This window comes from Massilia genomosp. 1 (genome assembly GCF_011682185.1).
Lineage (GTDB): Bacteria > Pseudomonadota > Gammaproteobacteria > Burkholderiales > Burkholderiaceae_D > Telluria_A > Telluria_A rubra.
On the sequence record NZ_WHJF01000006.1, the window covers coordinates 37,770 to 53,889 of the forward strand.

Sequence of the window (16,120 nt, forward strand, 5' to 3'; positions counted from 1 at the left end):
CGCCTCATTAGCCACCGATCCGTCTTCCCATGCCCAAAAACAAGCGCCCCGTCCCCCGCAAGTCCGCTATCCCGCCGCAGGAGGATGACGATGTGCTGGCCCAGCAACTGGCCGACCTTGCGCTGGCCGTCGCCAGTGAAGAAGGCGATGCCGCCGCGATCGCCCTGCGCGACGTCGAGCTCGCGCGGCTGGTGCGCAACGCCTTGCGCAAGAAGAATGACGACGTCCTGTACGGCGCCATCGAGCGCGCGCGCTACACCGACGCGGTGGCTTACCAGTTGCTGCGCGAGCGGGTCGAAGAAGCGGCCGGCACCGTCACCCTGCGGCGCGAGAATGGCCCGGAGATGGAAATCAACGCCTTTGCCCTGCCGGTATTCGTACACAGCACGGGCGGGCTGAAGGAAGCGGAAGGCTTCAACGATGGCGATGCCTTCGACCAGTTGGTCGAGAGCATCAAGCAGGGCGGCCTGGAAAGTCCCCAGGCCACGGTGGTGATGATCAGCCACGCCTACGACCTGGACGAAGTCGATGCCATCACCTACAGCCACCTGAACGACATGGTGCGCGACGCGGCCGGCTCGATGACCGAGAAAAAACTGGTGGCGCGCCCGGCGCTCGAACGCAGCATGACCGGCTGGGCCGATACCCACTTCGGCCCCGCCGACACGGCGGTCGAACTGCGCTTCCTGCTCGGTTTTGCGATGAAGCGCGCCGACGACCCGTTTTACGCCGCGCCGGAAGGCGAAGAAGCGGCCGAGGCCTGGTTCGAGGCGCGCATGGCGCGTTACCGCGCCTGGACCGTGGCGGCCGGGCCGCTGGTCAAGCGCTGCCTGGCGCTTGACCCGGCCTCGGTCGAGCTGCACTTCCTGTACCAGGACCTGTTCTACGGCGCCAAGGAGCAGGGCGTGGCCGAACTGGCCATGCTGCAGATGATCAGCGACGTCAACGCGGCGCTGGAAGAGGGCGGGGTGGCCGGGGCCGAGGTGCGCGCCATGGTCGGGCCGGCCGCGGTGGAAGATGAGATGGTGATGCGGGTCAACCTGAGCGATGCGGCCGGGGTGTTGCTGGCCTCGCTCGAAAAGCCGCTCGACGTGGCCGCCGACCTGCGCGGCGAGGTGGACGACCTGTGCGATGCGCTGGCCTCGCTGGGGATCACCTCGACATCGGTGGCGCTGCGCTTCGGTGAAGATGGCCAGCCGATCGAAGCGCGCGCCTGGCAAGCCTGAGTTTACTGCATCCTGGCATTGGCCAGGCAAGCCCAGGCGACCAGCATCACCACCATGCCGCTCATGCTCAGGCAGGCGCAGGTGAAAAACCAGGCCGGCCACAGGCTGGCCTGCGGCGCGCGCTCGAACAGGCAGCCCATGCCGAAGCCGAACAGGGTCAGCGCCGACCAGCGCCGCAGGTAAGTCGGGAAGTGGCGGCACATGGCGCGGTTGTGCCGCAGCGCTGCGTGCCGCTCGTACACATTGCGCGCCGCGCCCAGGTCGGCGAACAGCCAGTCGAAGAACAGGAAGCGATACCACAGCGTGAGGAAGGGGAGTTCGCCGCCGGCGCCATGCTCGGAGGTGGGCGTATCTGGCATGGTGGGGCCTTTGCTGGACGGTACCGACACTGGCGCTGCGCCGTGTGCCTTCATTCCATTGACTGATGCTCCGTCCTTCCCGCGCAGGCGGGAAGGACGGAGCATCAGTCTACCAACTATATACCGATCGGCGCCGTCCCGGTGCGCGCAGGCCGCCATCCTTGCGCTTGCGCCAGGCTTCGTGCTGCGGCAAGGCGGACGCCAGGAATCGTTCAGGCATGCAATACCCCCACCTTATAAAGATGTAAATACCGTTGGAGATGGGGCAATCACCGTAAGTTCCAGAATTTCAAAAATATTTTTTGGTTCTTGCACAATTGACTTTTTTTCATCCTCGGCCTACATTGCGCTCTTGACCTGGGCGATCGCCACGAGGCACATCGGACACCCAATGCTCAACGAGAACAGCACGCCCAAGGCCGCGAACAAAGGCAGAATCAATATCCTGCTGGTGGACGACCAGCGCGCCAACCTGCACGTGCTCGAAGCCGTGCTGGCCGAACTCGACGAGGTGCTGGTCAGTGTTTCCTCCGGCGAACAGGCGCTGCGCGAACTGCTGGTGCGCGAATTCGCCGTGGTGCTGATGGACGTGCAGATGCCGACCATGAGCGGCTTCGAAGCCGCCGGGCTGATCCGCAGCCATCCGCGTTCGCGCACGCTGCCGATCATTTTCCTGACCGCCGTCGGCGACGACTACGCGCACATGGAGCAAGCCTACGCGCTGGGCGCGGTCGATTACCTGACCAAGCCGATCAGCCCGGTGATCCTGCGCGCCAAGGTGGCGGTTTTCATCGACCTCTACCGCAAAACCGCCGAGATCGCCCTGCATGCGCAGGCGACCCACCTCGAAGCGCTCCGCACGCGCGACGAACGGATCCGCCTCATTCTCGACAACACCCGCGATTATGCCTTCATCGGCACCGATACCGACGGCATCGTCACCGAATGGGAGGGCGGCGCCGAAACCATCACGGGCTGGTTCGCGGCCAAGGCCTGCGGCGAGCCGAGCGCCATCATCTTTACCCCGGAAGACCGCGCCGCCGGCGTACCCGGGCACGAAATGCGCACGGCGCGCGAGACCGGGCGCGCCGACGACAAGCGCTGGCACGTGCGGCGCGACGGCACCCGCTTTTTCGCCGATGGCGTGATGGTGCCGCTGCGCGACGAGGCCGACAGGCTGCGCGGCTACGCCAAGATTTTCCGCGACGCCACCGCCGAGCGCCTTGCCGCCGAGCAGCTGGAAATGTCCGAACTGCAACTGGGCGAGTCGCGCCAGCGCTCCCAGCGCGCCGAGGAAGGCATGCGGCGCCTGGCGGCGGTGGCGGCGCAGTCGTCCGACTTCATCGGCATCGCCAGTTCGGAGGCGCGCACCAGCTACGTCAACCCGGCCGGGCGCCGGCTGGCGGGGCTGGCCCCCGATGCCGCCCTGGACGCGTACCGCATCGGCGACTTTTTCGCGCCCGACTGCCAGGCCTTTGTCGAGGCGGTGGTGTTGCCGGCCGTGCGCGGCAGGCAGGCGCGCTGGGAAGGTGAGCTGCGCATGCGCAACTTTCAAAGCGGCGCGATCCTGCCCATCTATTACAAGGGCTTTGCCGTGTTCGACGACGAAGGCCAGAATATCGGCCTGGCTTCGATCATGCGCGACATTACGGCGCAAAAGCAGGCCGAAGATGAATTGCGCCGGGTGGCGGCCGACCTGGCCGAGGCCGACCGCCGCAAGTCCGAGTTCCTGGCGACCCTGGCGCACGAGTTGCGCAACCCGCTGGCGCCCATCCGCACCGGGCTCGACCTGATCCGCATGGCCGCTCCCGGCGCCGCCAACATGGCCAAGGTACACGACATGATGGACCGCCAGCTCGGTCATTTGATTCACCTGGTCAACGACTTGCTGGACGTGGCGCGCATCACGCGCGGCAAGATCGAGCTCAAGCGCGAAACGAGCGACGTCGCCACCCTGGCCGCGATGGCGGTCGAAACGAGCATGGCGGCGCTCAACGCCGGGGGACACACGCTCAGTATCGAGGTGACGCCCGACGCGCTGCCGCTCGAGGTCGATGTGACCCGCATCGTCCAGGTGCTCAGCAACCTGCTCAACAACGCCGCCAAGTACACCCCGGCCGGCGGGCGCATCGTGCTGCGCGCGCTGCGCGACGGCGACGACGCGCTGCTGTCGGTGCATGACAACGGGGTCGGCATCGCGCAGGAAGACCTCGGCACCCTGTTCGACATGTTCACCCAGGTCGGGCGCAACCTCGACCGTTCGCAGGGAGGGCTGGGGATCGGGCTGTCGCTGGTGCGCCGCCTGGTCGAGCTGCACGGCGGCAGCGTCAGCGCCACCAGCGCCGGGCGCGACCAGGGCAGCACCTTCACCGTGCGCCTGCCGCTGCACCTGGGCAATGCGGCAGCGGTGGCGTCGCTGGCGCCGTGCGCCGTCGTCCCCGGCGCGCTGCGGGTGCTGGTGGTGGACGATAACGTCGACGCCGGCGCCAGCCTGTCGACCTTGCTCGAAGCGCTCGGCCACAGCACCCGGGTGGCGCTCGATGGCGAACAGGGCCTGGTGCTGGCGGCCGCGTTCCGCCCGCACCTGGCCTTTCTCGATATCGGTCTGCCCGGCATGAGCGGGCACCAGCTGGCGCGCGCGATCCGCGCCACCAGCGGGCTCGAAGGCATGCTGCTGGTGGCCCTGACCGGCTGGGGCGCGCGCGCCGACGTCGTCATGTCGCAGCAGGCCGGGTTCGACCGCCACCTGACCAAGCCGGTCGACATCACCGCCCTGAGCAGCGTGCTGGCGGCGGCCGCGCGCCCCGCTTCAGCGCCTGCCGAGGAGCAGCCATGAATAGCGGCATTGCCGGCTGGCGCGGGCTGGCCGCATGAGCGCGCCAAAAAGAATCCAGACGGTGTCGTGCGGCACCCTGGTGCTCAATCCGGCCGGTCAGTTGCTGCTGTGCCACGTGACGAATACGCCGAGTTGGGACATTCCCAAAGGCATGCAGGACCCGGGCGAGACCACCCTGGCGTCGGCCATGCGCGAACTGCGCGAGGAAGCGGGCATCGCCTTTGCGGCGGAACGCTTCGAGGACCTGGGCGGGTTTGCTTATCGCAGCGACAAGCGGCTGCACCTGTACCGGGTACAAGCCGGCGCCGACCTGGGCAGCCTGGCGCACCTGGTATGCACGAGTTTCTTTCCGCATCCGGTGAGCGGCGCGCCGACCCCGGAAACGGATGGCTTCCGCTGGGCCGCGCGCAGCGAGCTGACCCGGCTGTGCTGGCCGCGCATGGGGAAATTGCTGGTGACCCTGGACTGGTAGCCGGGCTCGACCGGCTTGGTCGGATGCACATCGAAGCCCGCGGCGCGGGTACGCGCGCGATCGTCGGCGCTGCCCCAGCCGGTCAGCGCCACCAGCAGCACGCCGGCGTGGCGCGCATCCTGGCGCCGCGCCTGCGCCAGCTGGCAGCCATCCATGCAAGGCATGCCGATGTCCAGGAACATCAGCTGCGGATGGCGCCGGGCCGCCATGTGCAGCGCGGTCGGGCCGTCGTTGGCGACGTCGACCACATGCCCGATCAGCGTCAACAGCTCGGCCAGGGTGGCGGCGGCGACATTGTCGTCGACCACCATGACACGCAGGGCCACATCGGCGCGGGCGGGCGGCCTGGCCGCCATGCTGCTCGGTCAGGCTGCGCACCAGCGACAAGCCGATTCCCAGTCCGCCCGCATGATGGGCCGTGCGCCCAATCTGGGTGAACATGTCGAACACGGCGACAAGCTGATCCGGCGCGATGCCGATCCCGTTGTCGCTCACCGCCAGGAGCACGTCGTCGCCTTCCTGGCGCGCGGACAAGGTGATGCGGCCCGCCATGCGGCGTGTACCTGGCGGCGTTGTTGAGCAGCTTGTTGAGGATCTGGCGCACCCGGTATGTCCTGCACGCGCGCGCCCACCTTGGCGTTGCCGGCGTTCCGGCGCAGCACCTGCAGGCCGCTGCGGATCGGCGCCAGCGGATTGCGCAGTTCGTGCGCCAGCGTCGCCAGGAATTCGGTCTTGCGGCGGTCGGCTTCGGACAGGTCGGCCGCCTGGCGGCGCAGTTCGGTGTCGGCCGCGCCCCGTTCGCTGATATCGGTAAACAACACCGCCACCGGGCGGCTGGCCGGCCCGCCCACGCGCGTGGCGTACACATCGAACCAGCGATGCATGGCGTGCGCTTCGTCGACGAAGCGCACCGGCACGCCGGTGGTGGCGACCTGGCCGTACATGGTGAACCAGTGGCGCTCGTGCCCGGGCACCAGCTCGCGCACGGTCTTGCCGACGGCGTCCGTCAGGCCGGCGTGCTTGACGAAGGCCGGGTTGATTTCGATGAAGCGGTAGTCGAGCGCCGTGTCGCCCTCGAACAGGACGTCGATGATGCACACGCCGGTGTCGATCGAATCGAACAGGGTGCGGTAGCGCTCTTCGCTGGCGCCGAGTTGCGCTTCGGCCTGCTTCTGGCGCGTCATGTCGAGCACCACGCCGCGCAGCAGCCGGCCGGCGCCGGACGGGTCGGCGACCACCTGGCCGCGCGCGATCACGTGGTGGTACAGGCCGTCGCTGGCGCGCACCCGGTACGCGAGATCGTACGGTTCGCCGCTGGCGAGGGCCGCTTCGATGCGCGCCGTGGCGTGCGCCAGGTCGTCAGGATGGAGCGCGTCCAGGTAGTTCTGCACCGGCCCGCCGGCGGCGACCTCGGGCGAGATATTGAACAGGCGCGCCATGGCGGCGTCGGCGGTCACGCGGTCGGCCGCGATGTCCCAGGTCCAGGTGGCCAGTTCGGCGGCGGCCAGGGTGATTTCGAGGCGGGCGCGGGCGTCGCGCAGGTCGCTGTCGCTACGGCGCTGGCGCGTGGCGGTGTGGTGTACGCCGATCAGGAAGGCGAGCTTGGCCTTGAGCGCCGCCGCCAGCACCGGGCTGGGCAGCACATCGATCGCGCCAGCCGCGTACGCTTGCGCAAAGGGGAAGGATGGATCGCCTTCCGGCGCAATGACGATCAGGGCAATGCCGGCCAGGCCGGGCGCGGCGCGCAAGCGCTGCACCAGGTCGATCACTGCGGTGGCGTGTGCGCTGGCGGCAGCGCCGGCGTCCACGATGATCAGGGCCAGCTCGGCGCTGGCGGCATGGGAGGTCGCCGCGTGCGCGTCGAGCCGTACTGGCACATGGCCCAGCTCGCGCAAAAAGCTGCGCCAGTGCGTCGCTGGCGCAGCTTTTGCTGGTCGACCAGCAAAATGCTCGCACAATTGCCTGCCCTCATCGTGCAATCCGCTCCGTGGCGATGGTTGTGTCGGGAACGGAGGATATCGGCATTGCGTGCTTTTCGGTGGTGGAAGACAGTTGTCAGTATTGGCCGGTCATTCTCCGAAAGTCAATCGAACACCTCCCTGTGTGGAGGCATGACAGCAACGGGCGGGCTCGCCTGATGGCTGCTTTGGCTCGCGCTAACGTCAGTTAGAGACCTGGTCCGGCCGGAAGTTCAGTCTCTCCCGCCTTCTTCAACCGCCTTTTTGCGGGGCCAGTTCTTGCAAGCGATCGCCCACAGGATCAGGCAATACGACAGCAGGCGCAGCAGGAAGTGGAAGGGCGAATCTTCGCTCATGCCGGGCGTCAGGCTGGCATACACGCGGTGCGCGCCTTCGATCAGGAACGAGAGCGCGAAATACACAAAAAAGCGGTCGCCCGAGGTGCGCCAGAAGCGCAGGAAAAACAGGCCGATCAGCACCGAACCCATGGCGCCGGCGCCGGCCAGCATCAGATCCATGGCGCGCTCCGTGTTTTACCCATCTGTCACTCCTTCTCGTCAATCAGCCCGTACAGCAGCAGGGATACCGAGATCAGCGCCGTCACCAGGCGCAGGGTCAGCAAGTCCATGGCGGGGAACACGAGCTTGTCGAGGATCAGGATCAGATTGTTCAGGGTCATGCCGCAAAAGCACAGGCCGCTCCAGAACAGCAGGCGATGCCCGGTACGTGCATAGCTGGCCAGCAACAGCCAGGCGCAGGCCAGCGCGGTGAGCATGCAAAGGCCATACATCGCCGCCGCCATTACGACTCCTTTCGCCAGGTGAACGCATCGGCAAACTGCTGGGCCTTGCGCTCAAGCTTCGAATGGATCAGATGGGTCACCTCGACCAGGCGCCGCGCGTACAGGTCGGCCAGCGCATCGATCACCTGGCCCAGCGCCGCCGTGGCCGGCTGGTAGCGGAACACCGGCGCGCTGCCTTCGTGGCGCAAGGTCACCGTCATGCCCGCGCGCGACAGGTCCGCCAGCACGCTGGCGGCCAGCTTGTCGCCGATGTAGAGCCGCTCGGCCACTGTGTGTACGGACCAGTCCTGAGGCGCGCTGTTGCGCAACAGCAGCAGCGCCTCCAGGTGGGGAACCGAGGCAATACTGGTTAGCAGGAAGCGACGCAATTCTTCGGGTATCGGTTGGGGCAACATGATGTACAAGAATCCATTGCGCCAAGCTAAGCCAACGCGGTCCAAAACCCGTATTCTAGTCGACTTTGCTTATCAAGCATGCATCATTGTGTTGTACTTACGTATCAACACAGCAACATCCCATGCGCCGCGCCAGCTCACAACAGCTTGCGTACCAGTTGCGCCGCGCTCAGCGACCCCAGCACGATCAGCAGCACGCCCATGGCGCGCGCGAGCAGGGTGGCCGCGCCCGGCCGCCCTTCCAGCGAGCGCCCGGCGCGGCCGCCCAGCCAGGCCAGCGCGCCATAGATGCCGGCCTGGGTCAAGGCGGTGATGGCGCCCAGCAGCGCGGCCTGGGTCCACAGCGGCTCGGGTCCGGGCCTGAGAAATTGCGGAAAAATGGCCAGCATGAACAGGTAGGCTTTGGGGTTGAGCAGGCTGGTGACGAGCGCGCGCCGGAAGGTGGCGCCCATGCCGCAGGCCTTGCCCGGCAGGTGTTGCGCAAAGCCGGCGCCGGCGCGCAGGATGCGCCAGCCGATCCACGCCGTGTACAGCGCGCCGGCGCCCAGCATCGCATTGAACAGGGCCGGCCACAGCCGCAGCAGAGCGGCCACGCCCAGCGCACTCATCGCCAGGTGGCAAACGCCGCCACTGACGATGCCGGCCACCGCCGCCAGGCCGGCGCGCCGTCCGCCCAGCATGGCGCTGCCCATGACAAACGCCATATCGAGGCCGGGCAGGGCGACGATGCCGAACACGACCACAAAGTACAGCCACAGCTTGGCGTGTACGCTCATGGCGGGGGCGCCGGCAGCGCAATTGCATCGTTCAGGGTGGGGAAGGGCATGGCGGGCTCGCTTTCGGTGGGCGGTGCAATATCGACAGGACGCAGCTTAGCGCTGCATCAGGGCAGATTGCGCCCTGTTAAACTGCTATCGTGGCGTCATGTACCATCCAACCACCCGCGTGCTGGCAGTGCTGGAACTGCTGCAAACCCATGGCCGCCTGAGCGGCGTCGAGATGTCGGCGCGGCTGGCGGTCGATCCGCGCACCTTGCGCCGCTACATCGTCACGCTCGAAGAGATGGGTATTCCCATCACGACCGAGCGCGGGCGCCACGGCGGCTATGCGCTGATGGCCGGCTTCAAGTTGCCGCCGATGATGTTTACCAACGACGAAGCGCTGGCCCTGGCGATCGGCCTGCTCGCCGCGCGCAGCCTGGGCTTTGCCGAAGCCGCGCCGGCCGTGGCCAGCGCCCAGGCCAAGCTCGAACGCATCATGCCGGCCAACCTCAAGCGGCGCGTGCGCGCCATCGACGAGACCGTGCGGCTCGACATGATCCGCGCGGTGGCGCCGAGGGACAACGACGCCCTCGTCACGCTCAGTTCGGCGGCGCTGGCGCAGCAGCGCGTGTGCCTGCGCTACCGCGCGCCCGATGGCGGCGAAACCGAGCGTGACTTCGACGCCTACGGCCTGGCGTTTCGCGGCGGCTGCTGGTACGTGACCGGCCTGTGCCACCTGCGCGCCGGGATGCGCTCGTTCAGGATCGACCGCGTCGTCAAAGTCGAGCCGCGCCCGGTCTCGTTCGCGCGCCCGGCCGGCTTCGACGCGCTCGGCTACCTCAATCAGTCGCTGGCTGTGATGCAACGCGAACATGCGGTGGACGTGCTGCTGCACACCGACCTGAAAACAGCCAGCGCGCATTTCCATGGCGCGCTCGGGGTGTTCGATCAGGCCCCCGATGGGGTGCTGCTGCGCTGCACCACCGACGACCTCGACTGGTTCGCCGGCCACCTCGCGGGCCTGCCGTTCGACTTCGCGGTGCGCGCGCCCGAGCAACTGCGCACCAGTCTTGCAAAATTAGCTGAACGACTGCTTCGCATGGCGGGTACGCTCCGCTAGAATGCGTCGCTCGACTATTTTGATTTTGGAAAACATGATTCAGAAAACACTGGCCGGCATCGTCCTCGGATGGACCTTGCTGGCAGCCGGCAGCGCGTTTGCCGGTGGCTGTCCCGCACACTACATGGATGGGCGCCTGCCCGAGATCCGCAATGCCAAGCTGGCCAAGGCGACGACCGAATTATGTTACGGCGTATTCGGCGTGATGCACTCCGGGATCACGCGCACGCCGCTGTGGTCGGCCGAGCGCCTGCTTCCGGCAAACCTGAAGCTGGCCAAGAAACTCTCGCGCGACGATTCCTTCCACGCCGAGGAACGCCTGTCGCCGTCGCAGCGCGCCGAACTGTCCGACTACGCCCGCAGCGGCTTCGACCGTGGCCACATGGCGCCCAACGGCAACATGCCGGATCGCCAGACCCAGCACGAAAGTTTTACGCTGGCGAACATGGTGCCGCAGGATGCCGACAACAACCGTCATCTGTGGGCCGGGCTGGAAGGGCGCGTGCGCGACCTGGTCAGGAAAGAAGGCACCTTGTATGTGATCACCGGGCCGGCGTTCATCGGCAACCGCTTGCAGAAAGTGGGCAATGTGCTCGTGCCGAGTCATTTATACAAGGCGGTGTATAGTCCGGGCCAGAAGGCGGGCGCGGCGTGGATCGTGGAAAACCGTGCCACCGACGAACTGGACGTGATGACAATCGCCGAGCTCGAAGAGAAGATTGGCATCAACCTGATGCCGTCGCTGAGCGCGCGGCAAAAATCGGCCATGCTGGACCTGCCGCAGCCGAAGCAGAAGAAATCGCGCCGTTGGCCGTTTTGATATTTCAAGGAGATGCAATGAGTGGCAAGAAACAGGGTTTTGTACCGTACGCGAACGAGGCCGACGTGCTCGCGGTTGGCAAGCTGATGATCGAAAACCGGCTCGACCGGATCACCATTAGTGGCGATGTCGACCTGACCGCCGACGAGGTCGGCCTGGAGCACGCGCGCAAGCTGCATGCGCTGCTCGGTGACATCGTCGCCAAGCTGGAAGGGATGACGCTGCCGGCCACATTGCCGCCGCCGGCGGTGGGCGACGTGGACAATCCCTTCAACTAAACGCGGTCTGATCGCCGGACCGCGCCGGGAAGAGTACGCGCCGGGCCATCTTAGTCGACCCGGGCCGTGGTGTGATGCCGGACCTGGCGGCATGCGGAACGTTGGCCTGATCATGTTTCCTTACCGCGTGGCGCACAGCGGCGGCTTGTGCGGGTCCTCCGGGCCCGGTGAAGGGCGAGACGAGGGGCGAGACTCCAGCATCGACGCCGCAGGCGATCAAAACTTGAGGAAGGTCAATGGTGTGCAGGGTCGGCGCACTTTGCGGTACTCTCAACGGCTCCTGCTGCAGGTTTTTTTGGGGAGCGAACTTCATGGCAACAGACAGTGCCGAATCGTATGTCGAGCCAGGCGGCGACACGCTCGACGTGCCGCTGCACCGCGAGGAACTGCGGGTGGGAAAGCGCGTCGTCGACACCGGGCGCGGCGTGCGGATTCACAAAACGGTCAGCGAACATCCCCATCAGGTCGACGAAACGCTGCTGTACGACGAGCTCGACGTCAGGCATGTGATCGTCGACAAGATCGTACTCCTGTCCGAGGCGCCGCTGGCGCGCCAGGAGGGCGACACGCTGATCGTGCCGGTGCTCGAAGAAGTGCTGGTGACCGAACGGCGCCTGCGCATCAAGGAAGAAGTCCACATCACGCGCATCGCGCGCACCCGTACCCACGCCGCGACCGTCATGCTGCGCGAAGAAGACATCGTCGTCGAACGGTTCGACGAAGGCCCCCACAAGTAAGCGGGTTCAAGCGAGTTCAACAACATGGAGGTAGTCATCATGGAACACACACTGGTAGCGGTATTTGACAATCGCGGCGATGCCGTGCAGGCGCTCGACGACCTGGTCGGGTCGGGGTATTCACGCCAGGACGTGCGTTTGAGCGATGGCGATCCGGATGCGGCCCGCGTGGATACGTCCCGCGTGGATACGTCCGGCGTGGATACGCCCGGCGCCCGGCCGGAAGGCGCCGGCGACGAATCGCTCGGGTCGAGCATCAAGCATTTTTTCACCGATCTGTTCGGCGGGGAGCGGAGTGAGCATGCGCAGATGTATTCCGAGGCGATCGAGCGCGGCCACTACGTGCTGACCGTGACCACCGCAACCGAGCACGAGGTCGAACGCGCCGCCGACATCGTCGAACGCCATGGTCCGGTCGATATCGACGAGCATGCCGGCCAGTGGCGGGGCGCGATGCAGGGCGGCGACGCCATGCGCGGGGAGGCGCTGTCGCGGCAGTCGACGCCCGGCGCGTCGCAGGGCGGCAGTGCGGGCGGCGGCGGCAGCGCGCAAGGCTCGGTCATGGGCGCATCGCAGCAACGTGCGGCCGACACCACGGCCATTCCCGTGATCCAGGAAGAACTGAAGGTTGGCAAGCGCGAAGTGCAGCGCGGCGGGGTGCGGATTTACCAGCGCATCGTCGACACCCCGGTCAGCGAGAGCATCGGCCTGCGCGAAGAGCACCTCAATGTGCAGCGGCGCGCGGTGGACAAACTGGTCGATCCGGCCGACATTGCCGCCTTCCAGGAAAACACCATCGAACTGCGCGAAACGGCGGAAGAAGCGGTCGTCGAAAAATCCGCCCGCATGGTGGAGGAAGTTATCGTCGGCAAGGAAGTGACGCAGCGCCAGGAGCAGATCAAGGACACGCTGCGCCATACCGAAGTGGACATCGAGCGGCTGGCACCGGACGACGACGCTTACTTCCGCGGTCACTGGACCAGCAATTTCGCGCGCGAGGGCGGCAGTTACGACGATTATGCGCCGGCGTACCGCTATGGCACCAGCATGGCCGGCAGCGCGCTGTATCGGGGGCGTCCGTGGGAAGAAATCGAACCCGGGTTGCGCAGCGATTGGGAGGCGCGTCATCCTGGCTCGACCTGGGAGAAGATGAAGGCCGCGATCAGGCATGGCTGGGAGCGCATGACGTCGTAGGAGCAATAGCCGCAGCTACGTCGTAGGAACAAGCGCCGCATCTACGTCGTCGTTCCCGCGCAGGTGGGAACCCAAGTCATTTGAGTCCCTCATGGCTACGGAACGAACTTGGGTTCCCGCCTACGCGGGAACGACGCGCCAGCGATCCCGGCTAGCGATCCGCGTCAGCGCACGCCTTGTCAGCGCACGCTTTCTTACTGCGGCTACTCGGCAAACACGGCACTGGCCGGCGTGATCCTGACTGCTTCCGGCTTGATGTTGAGCTTCATGCTGCCGATGACCTTGTCTTCATCGAGCAAGCTCTGCGGCTTGTTGCCGTCGTACTTGATCGTCGACACCGCATCGCTCACCAGTTTCTCTTTCAGTCCAGCGGCATCCTTGGTGATGAACACGAGCGACAGGTTCTTGGTCGACAGGTGCTTCTTGATGGCCGCGTTCAGGTCGGCCAGGGTCAGCTTGGCCAGGCCATCGCGCATCATGTTGGTGAACTCGGGCGTGCCGTACCATTGCGAGTCGAGTGCGTAACCGAGATACTGATCCTGGGTGGCGGTCATCACGAACACGTTTTTCATCAGGTAGCCGCGTGTAATCTGGAACTGTTCCTCGGTCAGGCCCTGCTGGATCACCTTCTCGAGCTCGGTCAAGGCGATGCGCAGCGCGAGGTGGGCATTCTCCGGCGCGACCGGGCGGATCCACACTTCGAACAACTGGCCCTTGCGGCCGACGTTCGGGTTCGGGAAGAACTGGAACATGCCACGCGGGAAGGCTTCGATGTAGGTGTAGTCGCCATAATTCATGCCGCGCAGTTCGCGGATGCGCTGGTACAGATAGGCATTCGAGGCGCGGTGTTCACCAAGGAAGGTTTTAGCCAACCACAGCGCCGGGAAATCCGGATGGCCACGGCGCACCTCGATCGGCAAACCGAACGACAGGGCGGTCGCGCGCGTGTTTTTCTCGACGATCTCCACTTCCAGGCCGTTCGGCATCTTTGCCAACGGCGCCGTGGTGACCGGCAAGCCCGGGCCGGCCGGCAGCCTGGCCAGTGCCTGCTTGAGCGCGACCGTCATCGCGTCCGACACATCGCCCGAGATGCCCACCCGCACCGATCCCTGGGTGTAGGCCTTCTTGTAGAAATCCTTGACGTCGTCCAGGGTGATCGCATCGATCCCTTTGGCCGTGCCGAGGACCGGATGGTCGTACGGCGTGCCGGCAAACACATTCGTTTGCAGGCGTTCCTTGCCCAGTTCTTCCTCGTTATTGTCCTTCAGGTCGACCAGCAGGGCGTTTTTGAGCGAATCCTTGAGGCGGCGGAAATCTTCCTCGCGAAACCCCGGCGCGACCAGTTGCGGCATGGCCACGGTCATGTACTTGTTCCAGTTATCCTTGTGAACCGATCCGGTGAAGGTGGTCATTTCCTTGTCGGTCTGTTCGGTGAACGAGCCGGCCAGCGGGAACAGGGCCTTGCTCACTTCGTCGATCTTGCGCTCGCTCGATCCGGCCGAGGCCACCATCATCGCGGTCAGCGCCGCCAAGCCTTCCTTGCCTTTTGGATCGTGGGCCGAACCGGCGGCGAACAGCAGCTTGAAGCGGATCTGGGGCAGCGTCGATTTTTGCACCAGGACGTCTACCTTGGCTTGCGGGCCGGAGGCAAGCGCGGCCGCCGGCAAGGCCTGGGCTGACGTGGCGTCAAGCGCCGGATTGCTCGCGCCGTTCGCGGCCAGCGCCGTCAGCTTGGGCAGGCTCGCCATCGCTTCGGGCAGGGCCTGGTTCGACAGGGTGGTGACGATCATGCCGTCATCGACCAGGTATTTACGCGCTGCCGCCAGCAGGTCGGCCGGGGTCAGGCTGTCGGTGACGCGGTAGAACTGGTTCAGCGTGCCGTAGGAACGGTTGTAATGCACGTAGGAGGCCAGGGTGCCGGCGATCTGCTCGGTATTGTCGAGCGAGCGGATCAGGCCGTATTTCTGGGCCGACTTGGCATCGGCCAGCGCCTGCGCTGTGACCGGCACGTTGCGCAATTGCGCGATGACCTGCATGATCTGGTCGCGCACATAGACGGTGTCGTCCAGCTTTTTCACGCGGGCGATGATGGTCGCCAGGCCCGGGTCGATCCGGCCAGGCGTGTAATCGCTGAACTGGTCGACCTTCTGTTCATCCTGTACCAGCCGCTTGTAGAGCGGGGAGGTGCGGCCGAACGAGAGCGAGAGCAGCATCGACAGCGCGGCGTGGTCCTTGGCGGTGGCGGAAAACGCCGGTGCGCGGAAACCCACCGTGACGAAAGGCAAGGTCTGGGTCGGCCATGCGACATGCTTGTAGAGTGCCCCGGTCGGCGCCGGCTCGGCCGGTACCTCGCTCTTGTAGCTGCCTTTTTGCCATTTGCTCCAGTATTTTTCGACCAGGGCGATGGCCTTTTGCGGCTCGACGTCGCCGGCGATGATCACGGTGGTGCGCTCCGGGCGATACCAGCGGTCGAAAAACACTTTCGAGTAGGCATACTGGTTCGGCATGTCCTCGATGTCCTTGATGAAGCCCATCGTGGTGTGCTTGTAGGTATGCGTGGTGTAGGCGGCGTCGCGCTGCACTTCGAACAGCTTGGACATCGGATTGGCGCTGTTCTTGTTGTATTCGCCCAGCACGGCGCGCGATTCGGTCTTGAATGCATCTTCGCCGTACGACAGGCTCTGGAAGCGGTCGGCCTCGACCTTGAGGATGGTTTCGAGGTCTTCCTTGGCGAAGGTGGTGTGATAATTGGTCAGGTCGTCGCTGGTGTAGGCGTTCTGGCGGGCGCCCGACTTGGTGATCACGTCCTGGTATTTTTCAGGCGGATAGGCTTTGGTGCCGCGAAACATCATGTGTTCAAAAAAGTGCGCGAAGCCCGACTTGCCCGGCTCGATCTCGTTGCGCGAACCGGTCTGTACAGGGATCTGTACCGACACCAGGTTGGGGAAGCCGGTCGGGACGACGATGATTTTCAGGCCGTTGGCCAGGGTTTTTTCGGTGGCTTTGAAGGGTAGAACATCGGCTTTGCCGGCTGGCGTGGCTGGTGCGGCCGCCAGCGCGTTCATGGCGAACGCGGGCAGTGCAAGCAGGCTGATCGGGATGAGTTTGGACACATTGTCTCCTGAGGCTAAAAATAGTAGCCGCAGGATAAAAGAATCAGGA

15 protein-coding genes and 2 pseudogenes are annotated in these 16,120 nt (G+C 65.5%); 8 read left to right on the forward strand and 9 right to left on the reverse strand.

Annotation, left to right across the window (positions count from 1 at the left end):
- Positions 1–29 precede the first annotated feature (29 nt).
- On the forward strand, positions 30–1,226 hold the full coding sequence (locus F1735_RS03595) for a DUF2863 family protein (protein WP_167235651.1): 1,197 nt from the start codon (positions 30–32) through the stop codon (positions 1,224–1,226).
- A 2-nt stretch (positions 1,227–1,228) separates the two neighbouring features.
- Here F1735_RS03595 and F1735_RS03600 read toward each other — a convergent pair whose 3' ends face one another.
- Positions 1,229–1,585 carry a hypothetical protein gene (locus F1735_RS03600; RefSeq protein WP_167235652.1) on the reverse strand — a complete coding sequence of 119 codons (357 nt, stop codon included), beginning with the start codon at positions 1,583–1,585 and terminating at the stop codon, positions 1,229–1,231.
- A 391-nt stretch (positions 1,586–1,976) separates the two neighbouring features.
- Between F1735_RS03600 and F1735_RS03605 the strand changes: the two genes are divergently transcribed.
- Both F1735_RS03605 and F1735_RS36325 read left to right on the forward strand, forming a co-directional pair.
- Positions 1,977–4,421 (forward strand): hybrid sensor histidine kinase/response regulator, encoded by a 2,445-nt coding sequence (locus F1735_RS03605; protein ID WP_167235653.1) that lies wholly within the window; start codon positions 1,977–1,979, stop codon positions 4,419–4,421.
- 34 nt (positions 4,422–4,455) lie between these two features.
- The gene (locus tag F1735_RS36325) at positions 4,456–4,893 is read left to right on the forward strand and encodes an NUDIX hydrolase (RefSeq protein WP_229505612.1); all 438 of its coding nucleotides are present in this window, start codon (positions 4,456–4,458) and stop codon (positions 4,891–4,893) included.
- A 62-nt stretch (positions 4,894–4,955) separates the two neighbouring features.
- Here the strand turns inward: F1735_RS36325 and F1735_RS38195 are convergent.
- From F1735_RS38195 to F1735_RS03640, 7 genes and pseudogenes are all read right to left on the reverse strand, one after another.
- Positions 4,956–5,249 (reverse strand): annotated as a pseudogene (locus F1735_RS38195) (response regulator); the annotation flags it as partial.
- 40 nt (positions 5,250–5,289) lie between these two features.
- Positions 5,290–5,445 (reverse strand): annotated as a pseudogene (locus F1735_RS38200) (ATP-binding protein); the annotation flags it as partial.
- A complete protein-coding gene (locus F1735_RS03620) occupies positions 5,385–6,788 on the reverse strand; it encodes a PAS domain-containing protein (protein ID WP_167235655.1) in 1,404 nt (467 codons plus the stop codon). The gene F1735_RS03620 and the pseudogene F1735_RS38200, both read right to left, overlap by 61 nt.
- 296 nt (positions 6,789–7,084) lie before the next feature.
- Positions 7,085–7,369, reverse strand: coding sequence for a DUF5985 family protein (locus tag F1735_RS03625; protein ID WP_167235656.1), 285 nt, complete (start codon positions 7,367–7,369; stop codon positions 7,085–7,087).
- A gap of 26 nt (positions 7,370–7,395) precedes the next feature.
- A complete protein-coding gene (locus F1735_RS03630; protein WP_167235657.1) occupies positions 7,396–7,653 on the reverse strand; it encodes a DUF5985 family protein in 258 nt (85 codons plus the stop codon).
- On the reverse strand, positions 7,653–8,048 hold the full coding sequence (locus F1735_RS03635) for a hypothetical protein (RefSeq protein WP_167235658.1): 396 nt from the start codon (positions 8,046–8,048) through the stop codon (positions 7,653–7,655). Before F1735_RS03635 ends, F1735_RS03630 begins: the two co-directional genes overlap by 1 nt.
- Positions 8,049–8,185: 137 nt before the next feature.
- Positions 8,186–8,824, reverse strand: coding sequence for a LysE family translocator (locus tag F1735_RS03640; protein WP_167235659.1), 639 nt, complete (start codon positions 8,822–8,824; stop codon positions 8,186–8,188).
- A gap of 148 nt (positions 8,825–8,972) precedes the next feature.
- Here F1735_RS03640 and F1735_RS03645 point away from each other — a divergent pair, with 148 nt between their 5' ends.
- The 5 genes from F1735_RS03645 to F1735_RS03665 all read left to right on the forward strand — a co-directional run bounded on the left by F1735_RS03645 (position 8,973) and on the right by F1735_RS03665 (position 12,958).
- A complete protein-coding gene (locus F1735_RS03645; RefSeq protein WP_167235660.1) occupies positions 8,973–9,929 on the forward strand; it encodes a helix-turn-helix transcriptional regulator in 957 nt (318 codons plus the stop codon).
- Positions 9,930–9,963: 34 nt separating this feature from the next.
- Positions 9,964–10,749, forward strand: coding sequence for a DNA/RNA non-specific endonuclease (locus F1735_RS03650; RefSeq protein WP_167235661.1), 786 nt, complete (start codon positions 9,964–9,966; stop codon positions 10,747–10,749).
- Positions 10,750–10,766: 17 nt separating this feature from the next.
- Positions 10,767–11,027 (forward strand): hypothetical protein, encoded by a 261-nt coding sequence (locus tag F1735_RS03655; protein WP_167235662.1) that lies wholly within the window; start codon positions 10,767–10,769, stop codon positions 11,025–11,027.
- Between the two features lie 311 nt (positions 11,028–11,338).
- Complete coding sequence (locus tag F1735_RS03660; protein ID WP_229505614.1) at positions 11,339–11,764, forward strand: YsnF/AvaK domain-containing protein; 426 nt, start codon at positions 11,339–11,341, stop codon at positions 11,762–11,764.
- Between the two features lie 39 nt (positions 11,765–11,803).
- Positions 11,804–12,958 carry a DUF2382 domain-containing protein gene (locus F1735_RS03665; RefSeq protein ID WP_167235663.1) on the forward strand — a complete coding sequence of 385 codons (1,155 nt, stop codon included), beginning with the start codon at positions 11,804–11,806 and terminating at the stop codon, positions 12,956–12,958.
- 203 nt (positions 12,959–13,161) lie between these two features.
- Here the strand turns inward: F1735_RS03665 and F1735_RS03670 are convergent, their stop codons facing one another.
- Positions 13,162–16,071, reverse strand: a complete 2,910-nt coding sequence (locus tag F1735_RS03670) for a M16 family metallopeptidase (RefSeq protein ID WP_373888463.1) — start codon at positions 16,069–16,071, stop codon at positions 13,162–13,164.
- Positions 16,072–16,120 lie beyond the last annotated feature (49 nt).

Bases quoted from the DNA above. Each gene is read 5' to 3' on its own strand.
- F1735_RS03595 (WP_167235651.1), top strand. From the start codon at position 30: ATGCCCAAAAACAAGCGCCCCGTCCCCCGCAAGTCCGCTATCCCGCCG.
- F1735_RS03600 (WP_167235652.1), bottom strand. From the start codon at position 1,585: ATGCCAGATACGCCCACCTCCGAGCATGGCGCCGGCGGCGAACTCCCC.
- F1735_RS03605 (WP_167235653.1), top strand. From the start codon at position 1,977: ATGCTCAACGAGAACAGCACGCCCAAGGCCGCGAACAAAGGCAGAATC.
- F1735_RS36325 (WP_229505612.1), top strand. From the start codon at position 4,456: ATGAGCGCGCCAAAAAGAATCCAGACGGTGTCGTGCGGCACCCTGGTG.
- F1735_RS03625 (WP_167235656.1), bottom strand. From the start codon at position 7,369: ATGGATCTGATGCTGGCCGGCGCCGGCGCCATGGGTTCGGTGCTGATC.
- F1735_RS03630 (WP_167235657.1), bottom strand. From the start codon at position 7,653: ATGGCGGCGGCGATGTATGGCCTTTGCATGCTCACCGCGCTGGCCTGC.
- F1735_RS03635 (WP_167235658.1), bottom strand. From the start codon at position 8,048: ATGTTGCCCCAACCGATACCCGAAGAATTGCGTCGCTTCCTGCTAACC.
- F1735_RS03640 (WP_167235659.1), bottom strand. From the start codon at position 8,824: ATGAGCGTACACGCCAAGCTGTGGCTGTACTTTGTGGTCGTGTTCGGC.
- F1735_RS03645 (WP_167235660.1), top strand. From the start codon at position 8,973: ATGTACCATCCAACCACCCGCGTGCTGGCAGTGCTGGAACTGCTGCAA.
- F1735_RS03650 (WP_167235661.1), top strand. From the start codon at position 9,964: ATGATTCAGAAAACACTGGCCGGCATCGTCCTCGGATGGACCTTGCTG.
- F1735_RS03655 (WP_167235662.1), top strand. From the start codon at position 10,767: ATGAGTGGCAAGAAACAGGGTTTTGTACCGTACGCGAACGAGGCCGAC.
- F1735_RS03660 (WP_229505614.1), top strand. From the start codon at position 11,339: ATGGCAACAGACAGTGCCGAATCGTATGTCGAGCCAGGCGGCGACACG.
- F1735_RS03665 (WP_167235663.1), top strand. From the start codon at position 11,804: ATGGAACACACACTGGTAGCGGTATTTGACAATCGCGGCGATGCCGTG.